Source organism: Caballeronia sp. SEWSISQ10-4 2, assembly GCF_030464885.1.
In the GTDB taxonomy this organism is placed as follows: Bacteria; Pseudomonadota; Gammaproteobacteria; order Burkholderiales; family Burkholderiaceae; genus Caballeronia.
Genome location: NZ_JALPRJ010000054.1, coordinates 1 through 20,621 on the forward strand (window position 1 = coordinate 1; position 20,621 = coordinate 20,621).

The window sequence follows — 20,621 nt, forward strand, 5'->3', positions numbered from 1 at the left end:
AAACGAGCTTTCTCGCTGTCGTCGCGCGACAGCGACGTTGTGTATAACGACATGCGTTTAATGACCCTTTCCGATTAGCGCTCGTGCACGCGAAGGTTTCGTCGAGAGAAGAACCCAGTTGGGACGTATCCGCGCATCAACAGGCCGCGCCTCATTGCTGGGCACCGAACTCATATTCGATGGCGCTGCACTTAGGGAGTCCGCAATCAACTTACGGTTGACAGCCTTCTCACCCAGAAGCGCGCGCAATTTCGCGCTACGCAATCCGTAACCCGGTTCAGTCACACCGGTGATGTCTCCCCAGCCGCTAGAAGGTCCTGCACCGCCTGCATCGTAATCGGCTTAACGATGTATCCATCGAAGTCCGACATGCAAGGACGCGTCGCACGATATCAACCGGAACGGTGGCAACATCTAATCGGATTGCGCTCGTCCTCTACGTTGTGACGGCGGTCGCCCTTTACGTGTTACAAGACCGGTTATTGCTCCCGCCGGTTGCTGCCCGGGGTACGCGCCCCCTCATGAAATATTCGGTTTCAGAACTCACAAACCCGAGGTCAACATCGTGGTCGTCTGCGACGTTGAGGAGATGAACCCGAGAAATCGAGCAATAACGTCTTTCACAAACGCCAGCGGCAACCTTGAAAGGGCCGGCGCTGGCGTTTGCCAACACGAACATGCCGTGCTGATGCGGTGCCTCGAAACGAACTCGCGTCAATGCTTCTGGTTGGGAATGTACCGTCTGGTGGCGAAAACCATCTGTCGAGACGTGCGCTCTATCAATGTCGGTCGCCCTCAGATTTGCTGGAGGGGAACATGAAAAACTCGAATGAGCAGTCCCTGCGGTGCCAGGTCGAAAAATGGCTCGCTCCGGCTCCCGCGATACCGGTTCATGTGACTGAATTCAGTCGCACGCGTTGGGGCGGTAGACGCTATGTGTGCGTCGAGACCTCGTCGGAGAACGGAGCCCGCGCGTTGTTCTTCTTTCGGCACGATGACCGCAGTTGGTTCGTGTTTCCGCCTACTGCCGACAGGTGGAAGATGACTACAGCGCGCCCTGCTTCGCGGGTTGTAGCTGCCGCGTAGTATGTTCTTTCCGCTACTCGGCCTCTTCCCACGAGCCCGCCGTCCTCTGGCGTGCCCATGGATACGAACGTCTGAAGCCGAGTCCAAAAGGAAGATTGCTGCGATAACTGTCTTGCCGCACGCCTCCAAATCGAGGTCGAGCCATCGCCGCCCGTTGGTCATCCAGGCAAAGTTTTGTTTACCTCACCGTTTAAGCCCGTCTTAATTTTTGATTGCCATCATGGTTGCGCAGACTAGCGTCCAAGGGGTGCTTGTTTCGCCACCCGCACATCGACGGCGATATCGGTAGTTACAGAAGGAGGTTGAATTAAAGATGCCTAACAAATCACGAACGCGCAAACATACCCATCCGGCGATGTCACCGCTGCTACGGGCACTTACATTTAGTCGTGCCGCGCGCGAACCCATAACCCAGGCCATGCTTCTTCAATGCTATGTGGGTCTGGATGCGTTCCGACGAGGTCACGGCTCGCGCGAACTGTTTGCGACTCTGGGCCGACAACTGCTTGTTGCTGAGGAGCTTTGCCTCATCGGATACCACCCAGATGAGATTACGGACATACAAGAAGCCCTCGCGGCGATGATGCATATCGACGCTACCCGAAAGGAAGACGGCGTTTGGCTGATGGGCGATGTCGAGCACGCATGGCTGTGCGTGGCGTTCGAGGTTTTCAGCCGCCAGTTGTCTGTTGCGTCCCTTGATAGTATCGCCAAGGCCGAAACGCGAATGGTGGAAGGCTTGCTCAAAGCCGAACGAACTCCTGCCATCGTTGAAGCGTCAGCGTAACGTACGTTCGCCCGTGCACACCAACTATAGCTCTACGTCACGCCCGAGTTATTCTCCGGCGTATATCGGACGATGGTACGAGACTACTCCTCAACCTAGCGGTAATCTCCTTTGAAGCGGCACGCGCTTCGACGCGGTATCGGTATTAGCCACCGAGCGGCTCATCGTCTTCATGTTCGTAGCACGCAGTGGACCTGTCCAGTGTAGCCACCGGGACCGCCAACACGCACGAACCTAAAATCTTCGACTCGCCTTGGCGCGAGCGAGACATCGCCCGATGTGCCACACAGAAAAAATCTGCGCCAAATCTGCGCCACCCAGCCTTGCGTTTAGCTGTGCGAAGCTGCACGCAGAAACACGTAACTTGTTGATTTTATTGACATGGACTATATTAAATTCAGCTACGAAAGTGATGGTTCCGGATTCGGGACGTAGAGGCCGGAGGTTCGAATCCTCTCACCCCGACCAAGAATTAATAAAAACCGCCCAGCTCGCTGAGCGGTTTTTTGTTTTGCGGCTATGTTTTTCATGCGGCAGTAACCCGCAATTGCTGTCGCTATCTGCTCCTGAACATTTCCCGGCGGCTTCTGTCTGTACGTCTATCCTTTTCTTCAGCTCACGCTGATCACGTGTATCTTGTGGAACTCCCGAAAGCGCTGACGACTCGGCGTGGAGAGCCTGCGCGGCCGCTAAAATGCCAGCCAGCCCACGACACCCCGCATCACACCCCACCATGTTCCCTCTGAAATATCTGAGCACGTATCCGCAAGCGCTTCAGGACAAGGTCCGCAAACTCATCGCCGATGACCAGCTCGGCGTGTATCTCGCCGACCGGTATCCGCGCCGCCATGCCGTGCAATCGGACCGCGCGCTGTATCAATACACCGCGGATCTGAAGCAGGAGTTTCTGCGCGTGGCGCCCGCCATCGATAAGGTGAAGTACGACGCCAAGCTCGACGTGCTGCGTCATGCACTCGGCCTGCACACAGCGATCTCGCGGGTCCAGGGCGGCAAGCTCAAGGCGAAGAAAGAGATTCGCGTGGCATCCTTGTTCAAGGAAGCGCCGCCGGAATTCTTGCGCATGATCGTCGTGCACGAGCTCGCGCATTTGAAGGAAAGCGAGCACAACAAAGCGTTTTACCGGCTATGTGAATTCATGCAGTCGGGGTATCACCAGATCGAATTCGATCTGCGCGTGTATCTGACGCAGCGCGAGCTGACGCGAAATATTTTGTAGGTCAGTCCGCTGCGGCTTGCGCCAGCGTTTCGCTCGAAACACTTCGCATCGGCCGGATCAGCAACAACAGCGGCACGACCAGCAAGGTCGCCACGAACATCAGCTTGAAGTCGTTCAGGTACGCGATCATCTGTGCCTGCTGATTGATCGATTGATCCATCAGCGCGAGGCTCATCTGCGATCCGCTCTCGAGCATGGGTTGCATCAACGGATTGAACACATTCACATTCGCCGCGAGATCGGCGTGCGCGACCTGCGTGCCGCGCGTCATCATCGTCTGCACGATCGAGATGCCGATACTGCTGCCGATATTTCGCATCAGACTGTAGGTCGCGGTGCCGTCGGCGCGAAGTTCGGGCGTCAGTGTGGAAAACGTAAGCGCGCTCAACGGCACGAACACGAAACCCAGACCGAAGCCCTGGATCACGCCGGGCCACACGATGTCGGAGACCGACAGCACCAGCGTGTACTGCATCATCTGCCAGAGCGCGAATGCCGAAATCAGAAAACCGGCGAGCAATAAAAGACGCGCGTCGGTGCGCCGCAACAGCCGGCCGGCAGCCAGCATGGCGACCATCGTGCCCGCGCCGCTCGGCGCCGTGACAAGGCCGGTCGTGGCGACGGGATAGTTCATCAGGTTCTGCAGCATTGGCGGCAGCAAGGCGCGGGTCGCGTACATCACCGCGCCGATCACGAAGATAAAAAACACGCCAGTCGCGAAATTGCGGTCCTTCAACAGTTCGTACTTGAAAAACGAGCGCTTTCCGGCAGTCGCTGTGTGCGCCAGAAAAAAGATGAAGCTCAGCACCGCCAGAATCGCTTCGGTGCGGATTTCGAGCGAGCCGAACCAGTCGAGCTGCTCGCCGCGATCGAGCATTGCCTGGAGTGCGCCGATCGCGAGGCCCAGCGTGGCAAAGCCGAACAAATCGAATTTCACGCCGAGCTTCGCGGCTCGCGCCGGCAGGAACGTCAGCACCCCGAAGAGCGCAAACGCGCCGATCGGCACGTTGATGAAAAACACCCAGCGCCAGTTGTAACTGTCAGTGAGCCAGCCGCCGAGCGTCGGCCCGAGAATCGGCCCGACCATCACGCCCATGCCCCATACGGCCATCGCCTGGCCCTGCTTTTCGCGCGGATTGATGTCGAGCAGGATGGATTGCGAGAGCGGCACGAGCGAGGCCCCGAAAATCCCCTGCAGCAATCGCGACGCGACAATCTGCGCAAGACTCTCCGATAACCCGCACAGCGCCGACGCAATCGTGAAGCCGCCAATAGAAATGACCAGTAGACGCTTCGTGCTCAGCCGGTCCGACAACCAGCCCGTGAGCGGCGTGGCAATCGCCGCGGCAACAATGTACGACGTCAGCACCCACGTGATCTCGTCCTGAGACGCCGACAGCGTGCCCTGCATATGCGGCAGCGCGACATTGGCGATGGTGCTGTCGAGCGTCTGGATCAGCGTGGCAAGCATGATCGAGAGCGTCAGCATGGGCCGGTTCAGCGGTGTGGCCGCAGCCGCGCTTGCCGGCATCGATTCAGAGGACATTCAGGCGCCGATTCGTTTGTCAGTTCGCTTATCAAATAATAAGCATGCTTATTATAAACAGGCTGATGATCGGCACAAGAATTCAAAACCCCGGGGAAACCCGCGTTTGCCGAGGTGCATGCTGGCTCGTGCTTCTTTCGTATAATCCCGACATGGAAACGCACCTCGACAAGCGCTTTGGTTTTCTGATCTCGGACGTGGGGCGCTTGTGCAGCAAGCGCTTCGACGAACTCGCGAAATCGTCTCTTGATCTCACGCGAGCGCAGTGCCGCGCGCTCGCCTACCTGTCCCATTTCGGCGATGTGAATCAGGCCCGGCTAGCCGATCTTCTGGACGTGGCGCCTATATCGGCGGGTCGCTTGCTCGACCGGATGGAGGAAGGCGGATGGATCGAGCGCTTTTCAAATCCCGGCGACCGTCGCGAGCGGACTGTACGGATGACGGCAAAAGCGGAAGGCGCACTCGGCAAGGCGCGCCGAGTGGGTGATTCGGTGGCCGCTGAAGCCCTGGCAGGGCTTGATGCGGACGAACGCGCGCAGTTGATCTCGCTGCTCCGGCGCGTGCGCGTGAATCTGAGCACGATCGTGGATGAGTGAGGGCTTGGCGGCTTTGTAGGCCAGGTACACGCGCTTTTGCGACTATGCGCGGGCTCGCGGGCGCAGCGATCTGAAAACTTGCCGCTGGACTGCGACGCTGGATAGTTGAAAAACCGCAGGCAAGCGGTCCGCCCTGCGATCTGATCGGTACGAGGAGGCCCGACCTTTGCTACAAGGCGTGTCGGGATGCCGGCAGCGTGTACCCGAGCTTCCGGCTCTCGCAAAGCATATGCCTTTGTCCCGATCGATGTCCGTCTGCTCCGGAACCCGACATGCTCTTGCTCGCCATACCGCTTACGGTAGTCGCCACGCTCATCGTCGTGTTGATCCTCGCAAACTTCGTGAGCGGCGAAAAGAAGGTCGAGCACAACATCGACCGGCTGTACGCGAGCGACGACCCTCAGTTCATCCGTTCAATGAGCCTCCTGCTGGGGCCACCGGTGACCTCGGGTAATCGGTATACGGTGCTGCTGAACGGCGACGAAATCTTCCCTTCGATGCTCGATGGCATTCAATCCGCCACGCAGACCATCACCTTCGAGACGTTCATCTACTGGTCCGGTGAAATAGGCGCGCACTTTGCGGCAGCGTTGTCCGAGAAAGCGCGTTCGGGCGTTGCGGTGCACATATTGCTCGACTGGATGGGCTGCAAGAAAATGGACCATCGCTACCTCAACGAGTTGCGACAAGCCGGCGCCGAAGTCGTGCAATATCACAAGCCGCACTGGACCGGGCTCGGGAGGATGAACAACCGGACGCACAGAAAGCTGCTAATTATCGACGGCCGCCTGGGCTTTACCGGCGGCGTCGGAATTGCGGAGGAATGGACCGGGCACGCGCAAGACGAAAAACACTGGCGCGATACGCATTTCCGGGTGGAGGGTCCGGTGGTCGGACACATGCAGGCCGTGTTCATGGACAACTGGATCAAGGCGACCGGCAACGTACTGCATGGTCCCAAGTATTTTCCTGAGATACCAGCGTTGCCGGAAGGTAATGCCGGTAGCGGTATCGCTCACATGTTCAGCAGTTCGCCGACCCACGGCGCCGACGACGTGGAACTGATGTACCTCATGGCGATCACGGCGGCCACGCACAGCATTCACCTCGCGAGCGCGTATTTCGTCCCCGACGGCCTGGCGATCAGCGCGCTGGTGGAAGCGGCGCGACGCGGCGTGCGAGTGCGCATTGTGACGCCGGGAAAACGTATTGATACGCACACCGTACGTGAAGCATCCCGAGCCTGCTGGGGTGATCTGCTCGCCGTGGGTATCGAAATCCATGAATATCAGCCGACTATGTTTCACTGCAAATTACTCGTGGTGGACAATTATCTGGTGTCGGTGGGATCGACGAATTTCGACAGCCGCTCGTTCAAGCTCAACGACGAAGCGAACCTCAATATCTATGATCGCGAATTCGCACGTCAGCAAAGCGCGATCTTCGACGCCGATATTGAAAAGTCGCACCTCGTCACATACGAAGAGTGGTTGCGTCGGCCAATGCTGGAGAAACTGATCGAGAAAGTGGTGCCCTTGCTCGACTGGCAGCTTTGAGTCACCTGCACGGTTGACCCACCGTGGCGGAACTCGGGAGTGACCGCTCTACTCTGGCCGGCGACTACCGGCTACGACTTCAATGCCGCGTCAAACCACCACCCGCCACTGCCTCAATCAGCTTTCTCATAGGCCACGCTTCGGCGTACTGGCCGATCACAGCTACCTCGTGATCCGCCTGCTCCTGTAGCAAGCGGTCGTCCACGACCACGATGATCGGCGTGTTGGCAGTCAGCGCATTGCCACGCAGGTCGACAAGCTTGTAAAGCTCCGACGACGAGGCGTTGCGATGGCATGAGATCACGTCGATCTGCGTGTCGCCAATCAGGCTGGGCTCGCGGACGGCGAAGTCAGTGCCCGCGTTATCGAATTCCCATCTGGCCAGACTCAGCAATGCGTCGACATAGCTCGCGAATCCAGACGCCATGTTGGAAACGTCAAACGTGCCTTCAATTTCGCCCTCGCGCGTCACGTTGATGCCTGGCTGCTTGATCGCCGCTTTCACGGGATGTTCATTTCGACTCCGAAACTTGCATGGATTTCACATGACCACCATACCTTGGTGCGCTTTCGGCGAGTCAAGCTGAACATTGTCATAAAGTATCGACTCGTCGGACCAACGCACCTCACATCGCAGTCAAGCTACCGTCCGATCACCCCCGCTCGCATCAACTCCGCAATCTGCGCGTCGCCCATGCCGAGCACGTCGCGCAGCATGGCGCACGTGTGTTCTCCGAGCATCGGTGGCGCTTGATCGTACGCAACCGGCGTAGCCGATAAGCGCAACGGACTCGCGACCGTCGGGGCAACGCCCGCGACCGGATGCGATATCTCCCGCGCCGCGCCGCGAAATTGCGCCTGTTCAGAGCCGAAAGCCTGCGCGATATCGTTGATCGGCCCGCACGGCACGCCGCACGCTTCGAGCGCATCGACCCATGCGTCGCGAGGACGGGTCATGAACACGGCGGCCAGTTGCGGCAACAATTCCGCCCGGTTCACGCTGCGCCCGCTGTTGGTTGCGAAGCGTGGATCGAGCGCGAGTTCCGGTACGTTCATCGCTGTGCATAGCGAACGAAACTGGCTGTCATTGCCGCATGCGACGATCACATGGCCGTCGCTCGCGGCGAAGGTCTGATACGGCACGATGTTCGGATGCGCGTTGCCCATCCGCTGAGGCGCCAGGCCCGTGGTGAGATAGTTCATCGACTGGTTGGCGAGCATCGCGAGCTGGCAATCGAGCAACGCGATGTCGAGATGCTGCCCGAGCCCGCTCTTCTCGCGCTCCATCAGCGCGGCGAGCACGCCGGCGGTTGCATACATGCCGGCCATCAGATCCGTCACTGCCACGCCGACTTTTTCCGGACCGCCGCCCGCTACGCTGTCGGGCTCGCCGGTGATGCTCATCAACCCGCCCATGCCCTGGATCAGGAAGTCGTAACCGGCGCGCTGCGAGAGTGGCCCGGTTTGGCCAAAACCCGTCACCGAGCAATACACGAGGCGCGGATTGAGCGCCGAAAGGCTGTCGTAGTCCAGCCCGTATTTCTTGAGCCCGCCGACCTTGAAGTTCTCGACGACCACATCGCACGACTTTGCGAACTCGCGGATCAGCGCGGCGCCTTCGGGCGAACTCATATCGATGGCAACCGACTGCTTGTTGCGGTTCGCGCACAGAAAATACGCGCTCTCCGATGTATCCCGTCCGTCGGCATCGCGCAGGAATGGAGGGCCCCAGGTGCGGGTATCGTCGCCCGCGCCCGGACGCTCGATCTTGATCACTTGCGCGCCGAGATCCGCGAGGTTCTGCGTGCACCACGGCCCCGCCAGCACCCTCGATAAATCCAGCACACGAATGCCATCCAGCGGACGTTTTCTCGTTGAGTTCGTGTTCGTGTTTGCGCCTGTGTTCGCTGGCGTCGATTGGTTCTTGCTGTCCTGCACCATTTCACCTCGTTCGTTTCAAGCCGGGTCTGGATTTATCGGCTGATTCCTGCCCGGGGAATGCGACTCGGGCTTGCCACATCCGGGCGAGCGCCAAGCGGGAGAACCGCATCGTTTGACGCATCGATTGTAGCCAAGTCGTCAGCCGCGGCATCCGCTGCCAGGCGCGCGGCCACGCCACCCCATGCAACCCATTGATCGGATCAAAACCCCCAAATCTCATCAAAAAAATCGTCACGCACCGGAATATTCCGCGCGCATCATCCGTTTATCCCTTACCTCCACAAATGGAATGGACAAAAAAATGAAAATGCGCATCCCGATGCTCGCTGCCGCCCTCGTCGCAACCTTCAGCCTGACTGCCCATGCCATGCCGCCGATGGCCGCGGGCGGCATGTACGCCGACGCAAAAGGCATGACGCTCTACACCTTCGACAAAGATCCTGCCTCGGGCCCAAGCGCCTGCAGCGGCGGTTGCGCGCAAGCGTGGCCGGCGGCGATGGCCGATGCATCGGACAAGCCCCAGGGTGAGTGGACCCTCGTGCCAACGGCCGATGGCGGCAACCAGTGGGCGTACAAAGGCAAGCGTGTATACACGTTCTCGAAAGACAAAAAACCCGGCGATGCCATGGGCGACAACTTCAAGGACGTCTGGCACGCCGTCAAGCAGTAAGACGCAATCAGAGCGGGGAGACCAGCATGAAGCGATCGATGGCCGCTGTGCCGCGCGAGCGGGCAGTCTGCGCCACAGCGGCACATCGGCGAATAGTCGTCACGGCGGTTGGCCTGGAGCGCCGAAAGTGAACCAGTCATGAGCATAGGCCGTTGAGCTTCGATACCGATCTTGTTGGGGTTCTCCCGCAGTTGCGGCGTTATGCGCGCGCGCTGACGGGAGACCGTGCCTGGGCCGATGACCTCGTACAGGACGTGACCGAGCGTGCGCTGGGCCGTTCGAAAGGTTTTCGCGTGGGCAGTAATCTGCGCGCGTGGCTGTTCACGATCATGCGCAATCTCTATATCGATCAGTTGCGCGGCCGGCGTGATATTGCAGTCGACGATGAAACCGCGCCGTGGCGGCAAATGGCCGCGCCGGTCGGCGAAGTGGACGGGCTCGTGCTGCGCGACGTGCAGCGCGCGCTATATTGCCTGCCGGTCGAGCAACGCGAAGTCATGCTGCTCGTCTGCGTGGAGGACATGAGTTATCAGGAGGCATCCGTGGTGCTGAACGTGCCGGCCGGAACGGTGATGTCGCGACTTTCGCGGGCACGGGAACACATGCGCGTATTGCTTGGTGAAGAACCGGGCCGCAAATCGGCATCGTTGAAAATCGTGAGTGGCACATGACGAATCCCGAACGTCCGGAACGGGCGGAATCGAGCACGCCAGCCGATGAGCTGCGCGCGCTGTCGGCGTTCATCGACGATGAAGCGCCGGACGCCGAACGCGCCGAAACGGCTGCGCGCATTGCCCGCGATCCCGCCAGCGCGGCGACGGTCGCCGCGTATCGCGCGCAGGACAATGCGCTGCGGGCGCTGTTTGCCGCCTCCGCCGATAAAGAGGCGCAAGTCGTGGTGGTGCGTCCTCGCCGGCGTTACCTGATGGCGGCGAGCTGGCTGGCGGTGGGTATTGCGTGTGGATTTTTGATGCACATGCTGGCGCCGGTCTTCGATCGCGAACGCCCGGCGCCGACGTTCGCGCAACGCGCGGATATCGCCTACGCCGTGTATGCACCCGAGCAGCGGCATGCTGTAGAAGTTGCGGCGTCGCAGGAAGATCACCTCGTGACATGGTTGTCCAAGCGGCTCAACCGGACCCTGACCATTCCTTCACTGCACGAATACGGATTCGAACTGGTCGGTGGCCGCTTGCTGCCCGGCGAAGACGGACCGGCCGCGCAATTCATGTATCAGAACGCGAGCGGCGAACGGCTCACGCTCTATATGACGAGTGGTTCGGGCAAACATCAGGACGAGTACGCAATACGGATGCTGCGCGACGGCTCACGACGGACTTTCTACTGGACGACGGATCACGCGGGTTACGCGCTCTCGGGGCAGATCGGCGAAGCGAAGCTGCGGGCGATCAGCTTCGATACCTGCGCGGCACTGGGCGGCGATCCGAAGAAATGGCAGTGAGGGAGTTGTCGGGATCGCGGCACTCGAGTGCGAGCAATTCAACCGATATCAAGCGAAGTTTTCAAGGCGCGAGGCCGGAAGAACAATGAAGAGTGATCAAAGCAGCACGTGCCGCGCGAAGCGGCTTTTGCACGTTGCCGCGATATGCGCGGGATGTTTCCTGGCGACGGGCGCTATCGCCGATGAACGCTTCACGCTGACTTCGCCCGAGCTCACCGATAACGCCACCCTCGATTCCCGCCATGCCGCGAGCGCACAGGATTGCGGCGGCAAGAACGTCTCGTTGCCGCTGGTGTGGAACAACGCGCCGCCAGACACGAAAAGCTTTGCGGTAACCCTCTTCGATCCCGACGGCGCGCGTGGGCTTGGCGTCGTGCATTGGGTTCTCTATGGCATTCCGGCCGCGACGACCGCGCTCGGAGACGGCGGGCCGCCGCCGGCGGGGAGTATCGGCGGAATCAACCGGACCGGGAAGGACGGTTATTACGGCCCTTGCCCGCCGCACGGCGATGCACCGCATCACTATGTCGTGCAAGCCTACGCGCTGGACCTCGCCGCCGATGCTCTGCCCGCCGCGCTCAACCGCGACGCGTTGATTGCCGCGATGAAAGGTCACGTGCTGGCATCGTCGAGCATGGTGGTGCGATATGCGCGTTGATCGCCACGATGCCTGCGCAATGCCTGATTAAGCCTCGTCCGCCGCCGCGAGCCCCGCTCTCGTCTGCACGCGCCATGCACGCGAACCGCCAAGAAAATCCACCCACCCCAGGGCCGCGCCCGTATGGCGCAACAACTGGAACGTGAACGGCTCGACAATCGCTGTCACGACCGCCATCCACAGGCTCGATCCGGCCGTATCGCCCGTCCATCGGCGGTACAGATGTACGGTCCACAAGTGAAACGCGAAATCGATAAGAATCTTCGCGCCAATCACGCTGAAGATAGGCAGCACGATCGCGCCGCGCCGCTCCACCATGAACCCCAGCAGCAGCGCGAACGCCGTCAATCCGTAGATGGGTTGCACGGTATCGAAGGCCTTCACCGGCAGCATCAGCAAGCCGAGCGTGCCGTAACGCCGGTTGCCGGTCATGTCGCGATTCCAGTATTGCGTCTGCAAAAAACCCGCAAACCAGCGCCGCCGTTGCCGCATGAAACCGCTAAACGAACTCGGCGCGTCCGTGATCGCGTGCGCGTTGCCCACGACGCGCACGTCCCAATCGAGACCATGATCGACGGCATGACGACGCAGCCGGTGGATCAGCTCGTAATCTTCCACCAGGCATTGCGGATCGAAACCGCCGACAGCCAGCAACGCATCGCGGCGAAACGAGGCAAACGCGCCCGAGATCAGCAGCAAGCTATCGGCGCGCATCCACGCAAAACGCGCGATGAAATTGCGGATGTACTCATACGTCTGGAACCACTGGAAGAAGCGCCCGCTCATCGTTTTGCTGCACACGGGAACCAGGATGCCCGCCGCCGCAACCAGATTCGGCCGCGAGGCGAACGCGCTGCGCATCGCGAGAATGGCGTCGCTGGCAAGACGCGTGTCGGCATCGACGGTCATCACAATCGGCGTGCTGATTTTTTCGATGGCCGCGTTCAGTGCGCGCGCCTTGCCGCCATGCGCCACGCGTAGCCAGAAGAGCGTCGGATGAAGCGTCGACGCCACGCTCAGTTCGCCTTCCGCCGGCGAAACGAGACCGAAACGCTGCGTGAGAAGCTCGGCGGTGGAGTCCGAAGAACCATCGTCGGCAATCACGATTTGCGCCGCGCCATGCGTTTGCCCGAGCAATTTCGCGAGCGTGTTGGGCAGCACGGCAGCTTCGTTATGCGATGCCACGATCACGCCGAGCGCCGGCAAACCCTGTTCGCGCTGCTTGCGATCGAGCGGCTTGGGCGGCCTCACGAGCGTCCACGATTTCGCCGCGACGAACATCAGCAGCAAAGTGTCGTAGACAACGTAGGCGATGCCCGTCGACCATGCCACCACGCCGTGCAGAAAAAACGCGCGGGCGAACAACGCGAGCCACAGCACGACCACACCGCCGTGAATCAGCACGCTCGCGAGCGTAACCGGGCGCGGCGCAATGCGCGGCGAAGCCTGCGCGAGCGCTGCTTCCAGGGTTGTTTTCAAGATCGGCTCCGGTTGAGTTGACCAAGGTGCGGTTTTTTTCGTCAGCGTGGGGGCGGCGTGCAGGTCCACATCCATTACGGCACCATTCGCGAGATCACCGACTTCCTGTCGATCCATTGATGCTTGAGCGCACCGCCCACATGCATGGCAAGAAGCGCGTACAGCGCGTAACCCAGCCACTCATGCAGCGCACCGAAACGATCGTGCAGCGACTCTTTCAGCACTGGATCGAGGTGCATCACAAAACCCAGGCGCGGCCACGGAATCAGACCGAACAGATGCATCGGATGCGTCGCGGCGTCTTTCCACGCCGAATCGTGCAACCAGCCTGACAGCGGCAAACCGATCATCAGCAGATACAACAGAAAATGCGCGATGTGAGCGGCGGCGTGCTCCCACTTGGGAAATGCCTTCGGCAACGGCGGCGGCCGATGCGAAACACGCCACAGGATGCGCAGCAGCACCAGCCCGAGAACGGTAATGCCGATGGATTTATGCGTATCGACGACCGTACGCACCCAGCTATCCGGGAACGATTCCGCCGATAACCCCAGCACGGCGTTGCAAATCATCAGCAGCGCGATGAGCCAGTGCAGGACCATCGCGGTACGCGTGTAGCGCAGCGACGCCTCGGTTTGGGGCGGTTCTGACACCACGTTGGCAGCTTGCGTGGACATTGAAACTCCGTGCGGAAAATGGGGATCGGTTGGACGGTTCTGCCATTGCCGCGCCTCATTGCTCGCGCGTGATGTTGCAGACGACACGATCCAAACGCGCCGTAGCGCCGATTTATTCCATCGATTCTGCGGGAAAACGCGAAGTCGCGTTTTTGGAGGGTTTGTCAGGGGCGGTGCCGAGTGGCATCGGCAGTCTCAGTGCCCTTCTCGCCTGGCGACACGAAAGCCAGTACTGCCTGCGCGAACCGCAGCGCAGCCGGGTTCGCCGCGTCGCGGCGGGTGACAAGATGGAGCGGCGCGGAGAACGCCTCGTCGCCGGCAACAGCGCAATACACGACGGCTTCCTGCTGGTATCGCTGCATCGATGCAGGCACGAGCGTAATGCCCGCGCCCGCCGCCACCAGGTTGATGGCGCTCAGCATGCGCGGCACTTCGCTCACCACATCCGGCTTGAATCCCGCCGCCTCGCAAGCGCGGATAAAGTCGGCGTACATGCCCGGCGCGCCCGGACGCCGCACGAAAATAAACGACTCGCCGGCGAGCGCCTTCAGCGGTACGCGCGGCTGCTTTGCGGCACGCGTGCCCTGCGTGGCTTTTGTGCCTTTGGAACGACGCAGCAGCGCGTGCCCGACCGGCAGCACGAGCACCATGCGCTCCTCGTGCAGCAGGTCGAAACGCAACTCCGCAGGCGTCTCGATCGGCTTGCGCAAGATACCGGCATCGACACGTCCATTCATCATCCGTTCGATGATATCGGCGGCATTGTTCTCGTTCAGGTCGATAGCGATATCCGGATGCGTCGCGCGAAACTGCCGGATCGCGGCGGTCGCGAGCGGATGAAACGCCGCCGAACTCGTCAGCGCGATCCGCACGGAGCCAAGCTGACCGTTCGCCACGCGCCGCGCGTTGACGACGCCTTGATCGAGCGCGTCGAGCACGGCGCGGGCATCGACAACAAACGCCGCACCCGCCGATGTCAGCTCCACCCCGCGCGGCAAACGCGTGAAAAGCGCGAAACCCAGTTCACGTTCAAGCTCCTGGATCTGCTGTGACAACGGCGGCTGCTGGATATGCAGCCGAGCGGCCGCGCGCGTGAACTGGCGCTCTTCGGCGACGGTGAGGAAATATCGCAGGTGACGCAGTTCCATCGACGGACCTCATATAGGTGACAGATATGGCAATGCCATCCGATATGTATTTTACATTTGCCATCCCGTTTCGTACCCTTCGATTCAAATACACATGAATGCACAGGATCAGGAGACGCATGGAAACTACCTTCCGCCCAGGCGCGGCCGGCCATCCGCCGGCGCCGGGCGCGTCGCTCAGCAAATCGCAGATTCGTCGCGCGGTGCTCGCGTCGGTGATCGGCAATGGGTTGGAATGGTTCGACTTCCTCATCTATGGCTACTTCGCGAAGATCATCGCGCACGTGTTTTTTCCGGTCGGCAACACGGCGCTTTCGACGGCGCTGACACTCGGCACCTTTGCGGTCGGTTTTATCGTGCGGCCGCTCGGCGGGATCGCGATCGGAGCGTATGCGGATCGCGTCGGACGCCGTAAAACGCTTTCCACGCTCATCCTGTTGATGGCGGGCAGCACGTTGCTCATGGGCCTCACGCCCGGCTATTCGACTATCGGGATTGCTGCACCGTTGCTGGTTTTGCTGGCGCGCGTCATGCAGGGCTTGTCCGTCGGCGGCGAGTTCGCCACCGCCGCCGCGATGCTCACGGAGTACGCGCCGCGTGGCAAAAAGATGTTCTTCGGCAGCTTCCAGATGACATCGCAGGCGGTGGCGCTCGTGTTGTCGTCGGCGTGCGGTTATTTCCTGACATCGAATCTGGATCGGGCATCGCTTGAATCCTGGGGCTGGCGCGTGCCGTTCTTGCTCGGCGCGCTCGTGGGGCCGGTGGGTTTCTATATCCGTCACAAGGTCGCGGAATCTCCCGAATTCGTGGAGTTGCGCGAGCGGCTCGGGCACGCGCCGCGCCAGACCATCCGCGGCTTTTTCCGGCAACGCGGCGACGCGTCGTTATGCGCGATGGGTGTGATCATCGTCGGCACGGCGACGAATTATCTTTGGCACACGTTCATGCCGCTGTATGTCGAGCGTCAGTTGCATTTGCCGCTCAAGAACGCGTTGTTCGGCACGGCGGTGTCGGGGCTGATTGCCATTGTCGGGTACCCACTCGCGGGGAAACTCGCGGACCGGATCGGTGCGTACCGGCTGTTCTTCCCGGTGACCATCGTCTGGATCGTAATCGCGTATCCGCTGTTCGCGTGGGTGCTCGCTTCTCCGACTGCGGGCCGTGTTTTTGCCGCGCAAATGGTGGCAACCGTGGTGCTGAGCCTGATGTCCGGACCGCATCCCGGCATGCTCACGCAGTTGTTTCCCACCGCGACGCGTTCTACCGGCGTCGCGCTCTCGTACAACATTGCGGTGACGCTGTTCGGCGGCCTCGCGCCACTGACCGTTTCCACGCTCATTACCGTGACCGGATCGAACATCGTGCCCGCGTACTACCTGATCTTCGCGGGCTTTGTGTCGCTCGCGCTGGTCGGGCTGACGCGTTCCGGACGACGTCTGCGCCGCGATCCTGACGCCCTGCCGCTCGATTGAGATGACTTCCGTGCCCCGCTTCTCCTCCTCCGATAAATCCCGCAACGAGCGCCCGGTGAGTGCAGTTGGCAACGAGCGGCTGCGCGTGGTTACGCCGCGCGGCGCGGGAAGGGTGCCGTTTTATCGTTCGATAGAGGAACGCGATGCCACGGGCATTTCCCGAATCGTGATCCTGCTGCACGGCCGTTTGCGCGATGCCGACGCCTATCTGCTCTCGGCGCAACGGGCGCTGGCGGCGGCATCGACCGATCCCGCCCATACGTTGCTGCTCGTGCCGCAATTCCTTGCCACCGCCGATATTCCCGCGCACGACTTGCCCGCCGACACGCTGCACTGGGAATGGACCTCATGGATGAGCGGCGACGACGCATGCGGTCCCGCTCCGCTCAGTTCGTTCGATGTACTCGATGCATTCATCGCGCAATTCGCTAACCGGTCGCGTTATCCGGCGCTGCGCGAAGTGGTGATCGCGGGGCATTCGGGTGGCGCGCAGGTCGCGCACCGGTACGCGATCGTGGGTGCGGGTTGCAGCGTGCCCGGCGTGCAGTGCCGGTACGTGGTCGCGAATCCATCGTCGTATGTGTACTTCGACTCGATGCGGCCCTACGCGGACGGTCTTCTGCGGCCCGCCGACACCACCGCGTGCCCCGGCGTCAACGACTGGAAATACGGCGTGCAACGCGCGCCACGCTACGCAGAGTCGGCGTCGGCCTCGTTCGATGCGCTCGAAACACGCTACGCGGCCAGCGACGTTATCTATCTGCTCGGCCAGCAAGATTGCGATCCGCGTCACAACGCGCTCGACCTTTCGTGCGCGGCAGCGGCGCAAGGGCCGCATCGACTCGCCCGTGGGCGTTCTTATTTTGCGTATCTCAAAGCACGCCACCCTCGGTTTGAACATCGCTGCTGGGAAGTGGCGGGCGTGGGCCACAACGGTGCAGCGATGCTCGGTTCGCACGAAGGCGTGCGGGCATTGTTCGGCGCGAAACGGCTCGCGAATGTAGTCGATTCATCGACAGCCCGCGCCACGGATTAGACACAGCGCGACACACCACGAAATTCAAGATCGTCGCCTGGGCGACGGGCTTGCTGTCGCCTGGACGGTTTAGCGGTTTCTCGCGGTTAAGCGGTTTATTGGCAGGCGCTCGTTGCGTTATTTGACTCGCTTGGTTCGTTTGCCCGATGGAAGCAGCAGTTCATAAAACATACGGAGACAGCATCATGAAAACCCACATCGCCGCTTGCGGCGTGTCCCTTGTCGTCGCGACGCTCGCCGGTTGCGGCGGTTCGTCGTCGAATAACGACAGCACGCCTCCCACGCCGCCTATTTCCTCCGCCGCTGCGTGCACCGCGCTCGGTGGTACGAAAATAGCGGCGACATCGATCGGTGCGCCCAGCAATGGCGCGACTGTGGCAAGTGCGACGCTGGTCGCGGCCTCGAGTACGGCCGGCGAGTATTGCCAGCTGAACGGCACCATCGCGCCTGTCGATGCAACCGCGCCGAACATCAACTTCGAAGTCAACTTGCCGACGGTGTGGAACAAAAAAGCCCTGCAATATGGCGGCGGCGGCTTCGACGGCACGCTCATCACCGGCCTTGCCGCGCTCGACATGGCGCCTGCCGGTTCGTCGACACCTCTCACCCGCGGCTACGTCACTTTCGGCGACGATTCCGGTCATCAGAGCAAAAGCATTACCGACGGCTCGTTCGCGGCGAACGACGAAGCACTCGCCAACTACGGCGGCTTGACGCTGAAAAAAACGCACGACGTCGCGATGCTGTTGCTGAAGGCGCGTTACGGCGCGGCGCCCACGAAGACGTATTTCTTCGGCAGCTCTACCGGCGGCCGCGACGGCCTCACCGTGATCCAGCGCTGGCCCGCCGACTACGACGGCATTGTTGTGAACCGGCCCGCGCTGAACTACACGGGCTTGCGCCTTTCCAACGTCGTGCTTGGCCGCGCGCTGTACCTGAACGGCGGCTCGGGCTGGCTCGATGTGAACAAGACCGTGCTGCTCGAAAACGCCGTGACGAAAGCCTGCGATACGCTCGATGGCGTTGCCGACGGCATCATCTCGAACGTTGCGGCCTGCAAGCTGCAAGCGCCCGCGGTGCTCGCAGCCCTGCGCTGCCCGGCCGGCAAGGACACGGGAGATACGTGTCTCTCCGACGCACAGATCGCGACGGTGAACACCATTGCTTCGCCGATGCTTCTGCCCTATCCGCTCGCGAACGGCGTCACGCGTTACGCCGGGTACAACATCCTTGCCGGCTCCGTGTTCGCGGGCCCGTACACCACGCGGAACTTCGGCACTTCGCCAACACCGGCCAACCCCGCGGGCAAGAACGACGCGAACCAGTGGGTCACGGGCGATCAGTGGGTGAAGTACTTCATCACGCGTATCCCTACGTTCAATTCGCTCACCCTCGATCCTCTGAATCCGGGCGCTTATCAGGCACAAGTCCAGCAAGTCTCCGCTGAAAGCGATGCAACCAACCCCGAGCTCTCGGCGTTCATCGCGAAGGGCGGTAGGGCGATCATCACGCACGGTCTCGCCGATGAAATCGTCAGCACGGATTCGTCGGTGGACTACTACAACGCACTGGTGCAGAAATTCGGCCAGGCTTCCGTCGACAGTTTCGTGCGCTTCTACCTGATGCCAGGCGTTGGTCACGGCACCGGGCCGTTCCTGCCGCAAGTCGATTCGCTTGGTGCCCTGGAGCAGTGGGTGGAAAACGGCACTGCGCCGGGAACGCTCACCGTTACGGACTCGACCGCTGCAACTGCCGGGCGTACGCGGCCGCTGTGCCGTTACCCGAGCTGGCCGAAATACACGGGCGGTGACATCAATTCAGCAGCGAGTTTCAGTTGTAGCCAGTAATCGCCAAGGGAGGACGGGATAGGCCGAACCACCGTCCGGAAGGCATGTCGAGCAAGAGAAGCGATCGTTTTCTGCTCTGCTATAGTCTTTCCCATCCTCCCTTTCCAGATCGCGCGTGGACCACATTCCCTTATGGGCGCAAATCTGCGCCATTTTCCTGCTGTTGTTTCTTTCCGCATTCTTCTCGATTTCCGAAACGTCGATGATGGCGCTCAATCGCCATCGCCTGAAGCACCTCGCCAACCAGGGTTCGCTGCGCGCCCGTGTCACGCAGAACCTGCTATCCAAGACCGACCAGCTGCTCAGCGTGATCCTGATTGGCAACAATCTGATCAACACGATCATTCCGGTACTGACAACGTCCATCGCGCTGCACACCTTCGGCCATAACAATCTGGTGTTGTCGATAACGACCGGGATTGTCGCGTTCCTGATCATCGTGTTTGCGGAGATTGCGCCGAAGATTGTCGGCGCGACGTACCCGGAGAGAGTCGCGCTGCCGGCCAGCCTGATTTTGTCGCCATTGATGCGTGTGGCCCGGCCGCTCGTCTGGTTCGTCAACCTGTTCGCGAGCGGCGTTCTGAAGGTTCTGCACATCAATACGAAAGGCGGCCGGGACCAGCGGCTTTCCACGGAAGAATTGCGCACCATCGTGCTGGAATCGGGCAATTTCATGCCGACCAAGCACCGCAGCATTCTGCTGAACCTGTTCGATCTGGAGAACATCACCGTCGACGACGTAATGATCCCGCGCCGCCGGATTGAAGCGCTGGATTTCGACGCCCCTTTCGACACGATCCTGCATCAGCTCGAGACCTGTTATCACAACAAGCTGGTGGTATATCAAGGCGATATCGATCGCGTGCTGGGCGTTCTGCACGTGAGAAAAACGCTTTCGGGGCTGCATAACCAGGAGTTCGAGCGCGAGACCTTGCGTGAGCTTTTGGCCGAGCCGTACTTCGTCCCGGCCGGCACACCCGTGTTTCAACAATTGCAGTTCTTTCAGGAAAGCCGCCACCGCATCGCGATCGTCGTGAACGAATACGGCGAGTTGCAGGGGCTGGTGACGCCGGAAGACATCATCGAAGAATTGATCGGCGAGTTCACCACGACCATTCCACGCGGCGCGGGTTCGCGCGGCGGCTGGGATGAGAACGGCGAGTGCATCGTGGCGGGCAGCATGCCGCTGCGAGAGCTGAACCGATGGCTCAAACTCACGCTTCCCACCGATGGCCCCAAGACCCTCAACGGCCTGATCCTCGAGACGCTGGAAGAGATCCCGGACGGCGACGTGAGCGTAGGTATTGCAGGCGTGCACTTCGAAGTAATGCGCAGCGACGATCAGGCGATACGCACCGTGAAAATATTCCGCCCGCAAGGCGTGGTGCTGAGGAAGCAGGGCTAGAAACGTAGTTGAGTTCAT

General features: G+C 60.8%; 19 protein-coding genes. 13 read left to right on the top strand and 6 right to left on the bottom strand.

Features of this window, described 5'->3' with window-relative positions:
- Window positions 1-816: 816 nt before the first annotated feature.
- The 3 genes from M0D69_RS29755 to M0D69_RS29765 all read left to right on the top strand — a co-directional run bounded on the left by M0D69_RS29755 (window position 817) and on the right by M0D69_RS29765 (window position 3,110).
- Entirely contained in the window at window positions 817-1,086 is a 270-nt protein-coding gene (locus M0D69_RS29755; RefSeq protein ID WP_301785438.1) for a hypothetical protein, read from the top strand.
- 313 nt (window positions 1,087-1,399) lie between these two features.
- A complete protein-coding gene (locus tag M0D69_RS29760) occupies window positions 1,400-1,873 on the top strand; it encodes a hypothetical protein (protein ID WP_301785439.1) in 474 nt (157 codons plus the stop codon).
- Between the two features lie 733 nt (window positions 1,874-2,606).
- Window positions 2,607-3,110 carry a M48 family metallopeptidase gene (locus M0D69_RS29765; RefSeq protein ID WP_301785440.1) on the top strand — a complete coding sequence of 168 codons (504 nt, stop codon included), beginning with the start codon at window positions 2,607-2,609 and terminating at the stop codon, window positions 3,108-3,110.
- 1 nt (window position 3,111) lies between these two features.
- Here M0D69_RS29765 and M0D69_RS29770 read toward each other — a convergent pair whose 3' ends face one another.
- Window positions 3,112-4,656, bottom strand: coding sequence for a DHA2 family efflux MFS transporter permease subunit (locus M0D69_RS29770; RefSeq protein ID WP_301785441.1), 1,545 nt, complete (start codon window positions 4,654-4,656; stop codon window positions 3,112-3,114).
- Between the two features lie 152 nt (window positions 4,657-4,808).
- On the opposite strand from M0D69_RS29770, the gene M0D69_RS29775 reads away from it, so the two are divergent.
- Window positions 4,809-5,252, top strand: a complete 444-nt coding sequence (locus M0D69_RS29775) for a MarR family winged helix-turn-helix transcriptional regulator (RefSeq protein WP_301785442.1) — start codon at window positions 4,809-4,811, stop codon at window positions 5,250-5,252.
- Window positions 5,253-5,524: 272 nt separating this feature from the next.
- Complete coding sequence (gene cls / locus M0D69_RS29780; protein ID WP_301785443.1) at window positions 5,525-6,808, top strand: cardiolipin synthase; 1,284 nt, start codon at window positions 5,525-5,527, stop codon at window positions 6,806-6,808.
- Between the two features lie 79 nt (window positions 6,809-6,887).
- On the opposite strand, the gene M0D69_RS29785 is transcribed toward cls, so the two are convergent.
- Window positions 6,888-7,313 (bottom strand): hypothetical protein, encoded by a 426-nt coding sequence (locus tag M0D69_RS29785; RefSeq protein ID WP_301785444.1) that lies wholly within the window; start codon window positions 7,311-7,313, stop codon window positions 6,888-6,890.
- Between the two features lie 137 nt (window positions 7,314-7,450).
- The gene (locus M0D69_RS29790) at window positions 7,451-8,749 is read right to left on the bottom strand and encodes a CaiB/BaiF CoA-transferase family protein (protein ID WP_301785445.1); all 1,299 of its coding nucleotides are present in this window, start codon (window positions 8,747-8,749) and stop codon (window positions 7,451-7,453) included.
- A gap of 307 nt (window positions 8,750-9,056) precedes the next feature.
- Between M0D69_RS29790 and M0D69_RS29795 the strand changes: the two genes are divergently transcribed.
- The 4 genes from M0D69_RS29795 to M0D69_RS29810 all read left to right on the top strand — a co-directional run bounded on the left by M0D69_RS29795 (window position 9,057) and on the right by M0D69_RS29810 (window position 11,539).
- Window positions 9,057-9,419, top strand: coding sequence for a hypothetical protein (locus M0D69_RS29795; RefSeq protein WP_301785481.1), 363 nt, complete (start codon window positions 9,057-9,059; stop codon window positions 9,417-9,419).
- Window positions 9,420-9,571: 152 nt separating this feature from the next.
- Window positions 9,572-10,090 (top strand): sigma-70 family RNA polymerase sigma factor, encoded by a 519-nt coding sequence (locus tag M0D69_RS29800; RefSeq protein WP_031360721.1) that lies wholly within the window; start codon window positions 9,572-9,574, stop codon window positions 10,088-10,090.
- A complete protein-coding gene (locus M0D69_RS29805; protein WP_301785446.1) occupies window positions 10,087-10,881 on the top strand; it encodes an anti-sigma factor in 795 nt (264 codons plus the stop codon). The genes M0D69_RS29800 and M0D69_RS29805 overlap by 4 nt, the downstream gene beginning before the upstream one ends.
- A gap of 85 nt (window positions 10,882-10,966) precedes the next feature.
- Window positions 10,967-11,539, top strand: coding sequence for a YbhB/YbcL family Raf kinase inhibitor-like protein (locus M0D69_RS29810; RefSeq protein ID WP_301785447.1), 573 nt, complete (start codon window positions 10,967-10,969; stop codon window positions 11,537-11,539).
- A gap of 27 nt (window positions 11,540-11,566) precedes the next feature.
- On the opposite strand, the gene M0D69_RS29815 is transcribed toward M0D69_RS29810, so the two are convergent.
- The 3 genes from M0D69_RS29815 to M0D69_RS29825 all read right to left on the bottom strand — a co-directional run bounded on the left by M0D69_RS29815 (window position 11,567) and on the right by M0D69_RS29825 (window position 14,843).
- A complete protein-coding gene (locus M0D69_RS29815; RefSeq protein ID WP_301785448.1) occupies window positions 11,567-13,018 on the bottom strand; it encodes a glycosyltransferase family 2 protein in 1,452 nt (483 codons plus the stop codon).
- A gap of 74 nt (window positions 13,019-13,092) precedes the next feature.
- Window positions 13,093-13,695, bottom strand: a complete 603-nt coding sequence (locus M0D69_RS29820; protein WP_301785449.1) for a cytochrome b — start codon at window positions 13,693-13,695, stop codon at window positions 13,093-13,095.
- 164 nt (window positions 13,696-13,859) lie between these two features.
- The gene (locus M0D69_RS29825; protein ID WP_301785450.1) at window positions 13,860-14,843 is read right to left on the bottom strand and encodes a LysR substrate-binding domain-containing protein; all 984 of its coding nucleotides are present in this window, start codon (window positions 14,841-14,843) and stop codon (window positions 13,860-13,862) included.
- Between the two features lie 119 nt (window positions 14,844-14,962).
- On the opposite strand from M0D69_RS29825, the gene M0D69_RS29830 reads away from it, so the two are divergent.
- From M0D69_RS29830 to M0D69_RS29845, 4 genes are all read left to right on the top strand, one after another.
- Window positions 14,963-16,315, top strand: coding sequence for an MFS transporter (locus tag M0D69_RS29830; RefSeq protein WP_301785451.1), 1,353 nt, complete (start codon window positions 14,963-14,965; stop codon window positions 16,313-16,315).
- 55 nt (window positions 16,316-16,370) lie between these two features.
- Entirely contained in the window at window positions 16,371-17,351 is a 981-nt protein-coding gene (locus M0D69_RS29835; RefSeq protein ID WP_367619774.1) for a hypothetical protein, read from the top strand.
- A gap of 185 nt (window positions 17,352-17,536) precedes the next feature.
- On the top strand, window positions 17,537-19,198 hold the full coding sequence (locus tag M0D69_RS29840; RefSeq protein ID WP_301785453.1) for a tannase/feruloyl esterase family alpha/beta hydrolase: 1,662 nt from the start codon (window positions 17,537-17,539) through the stop codon (window positions 19,196-19,198).
- A gap of 115 nt (window positions 19,199-19,313) precedes the next feature.
- Complete coding sequence (locus tag M0D69_RS29845) at window positions 19,314-20,603, top strand: HlyC/CorC family transporter (protein ID WP_301785454.1); 1,290 nt, start codon at window positions 19,314-19,316, stop codon at window positions 20,601-20,603.
- The last annotated feature ends 18 nt before the right edge of the window (window positions 20,604-20,621 follow it).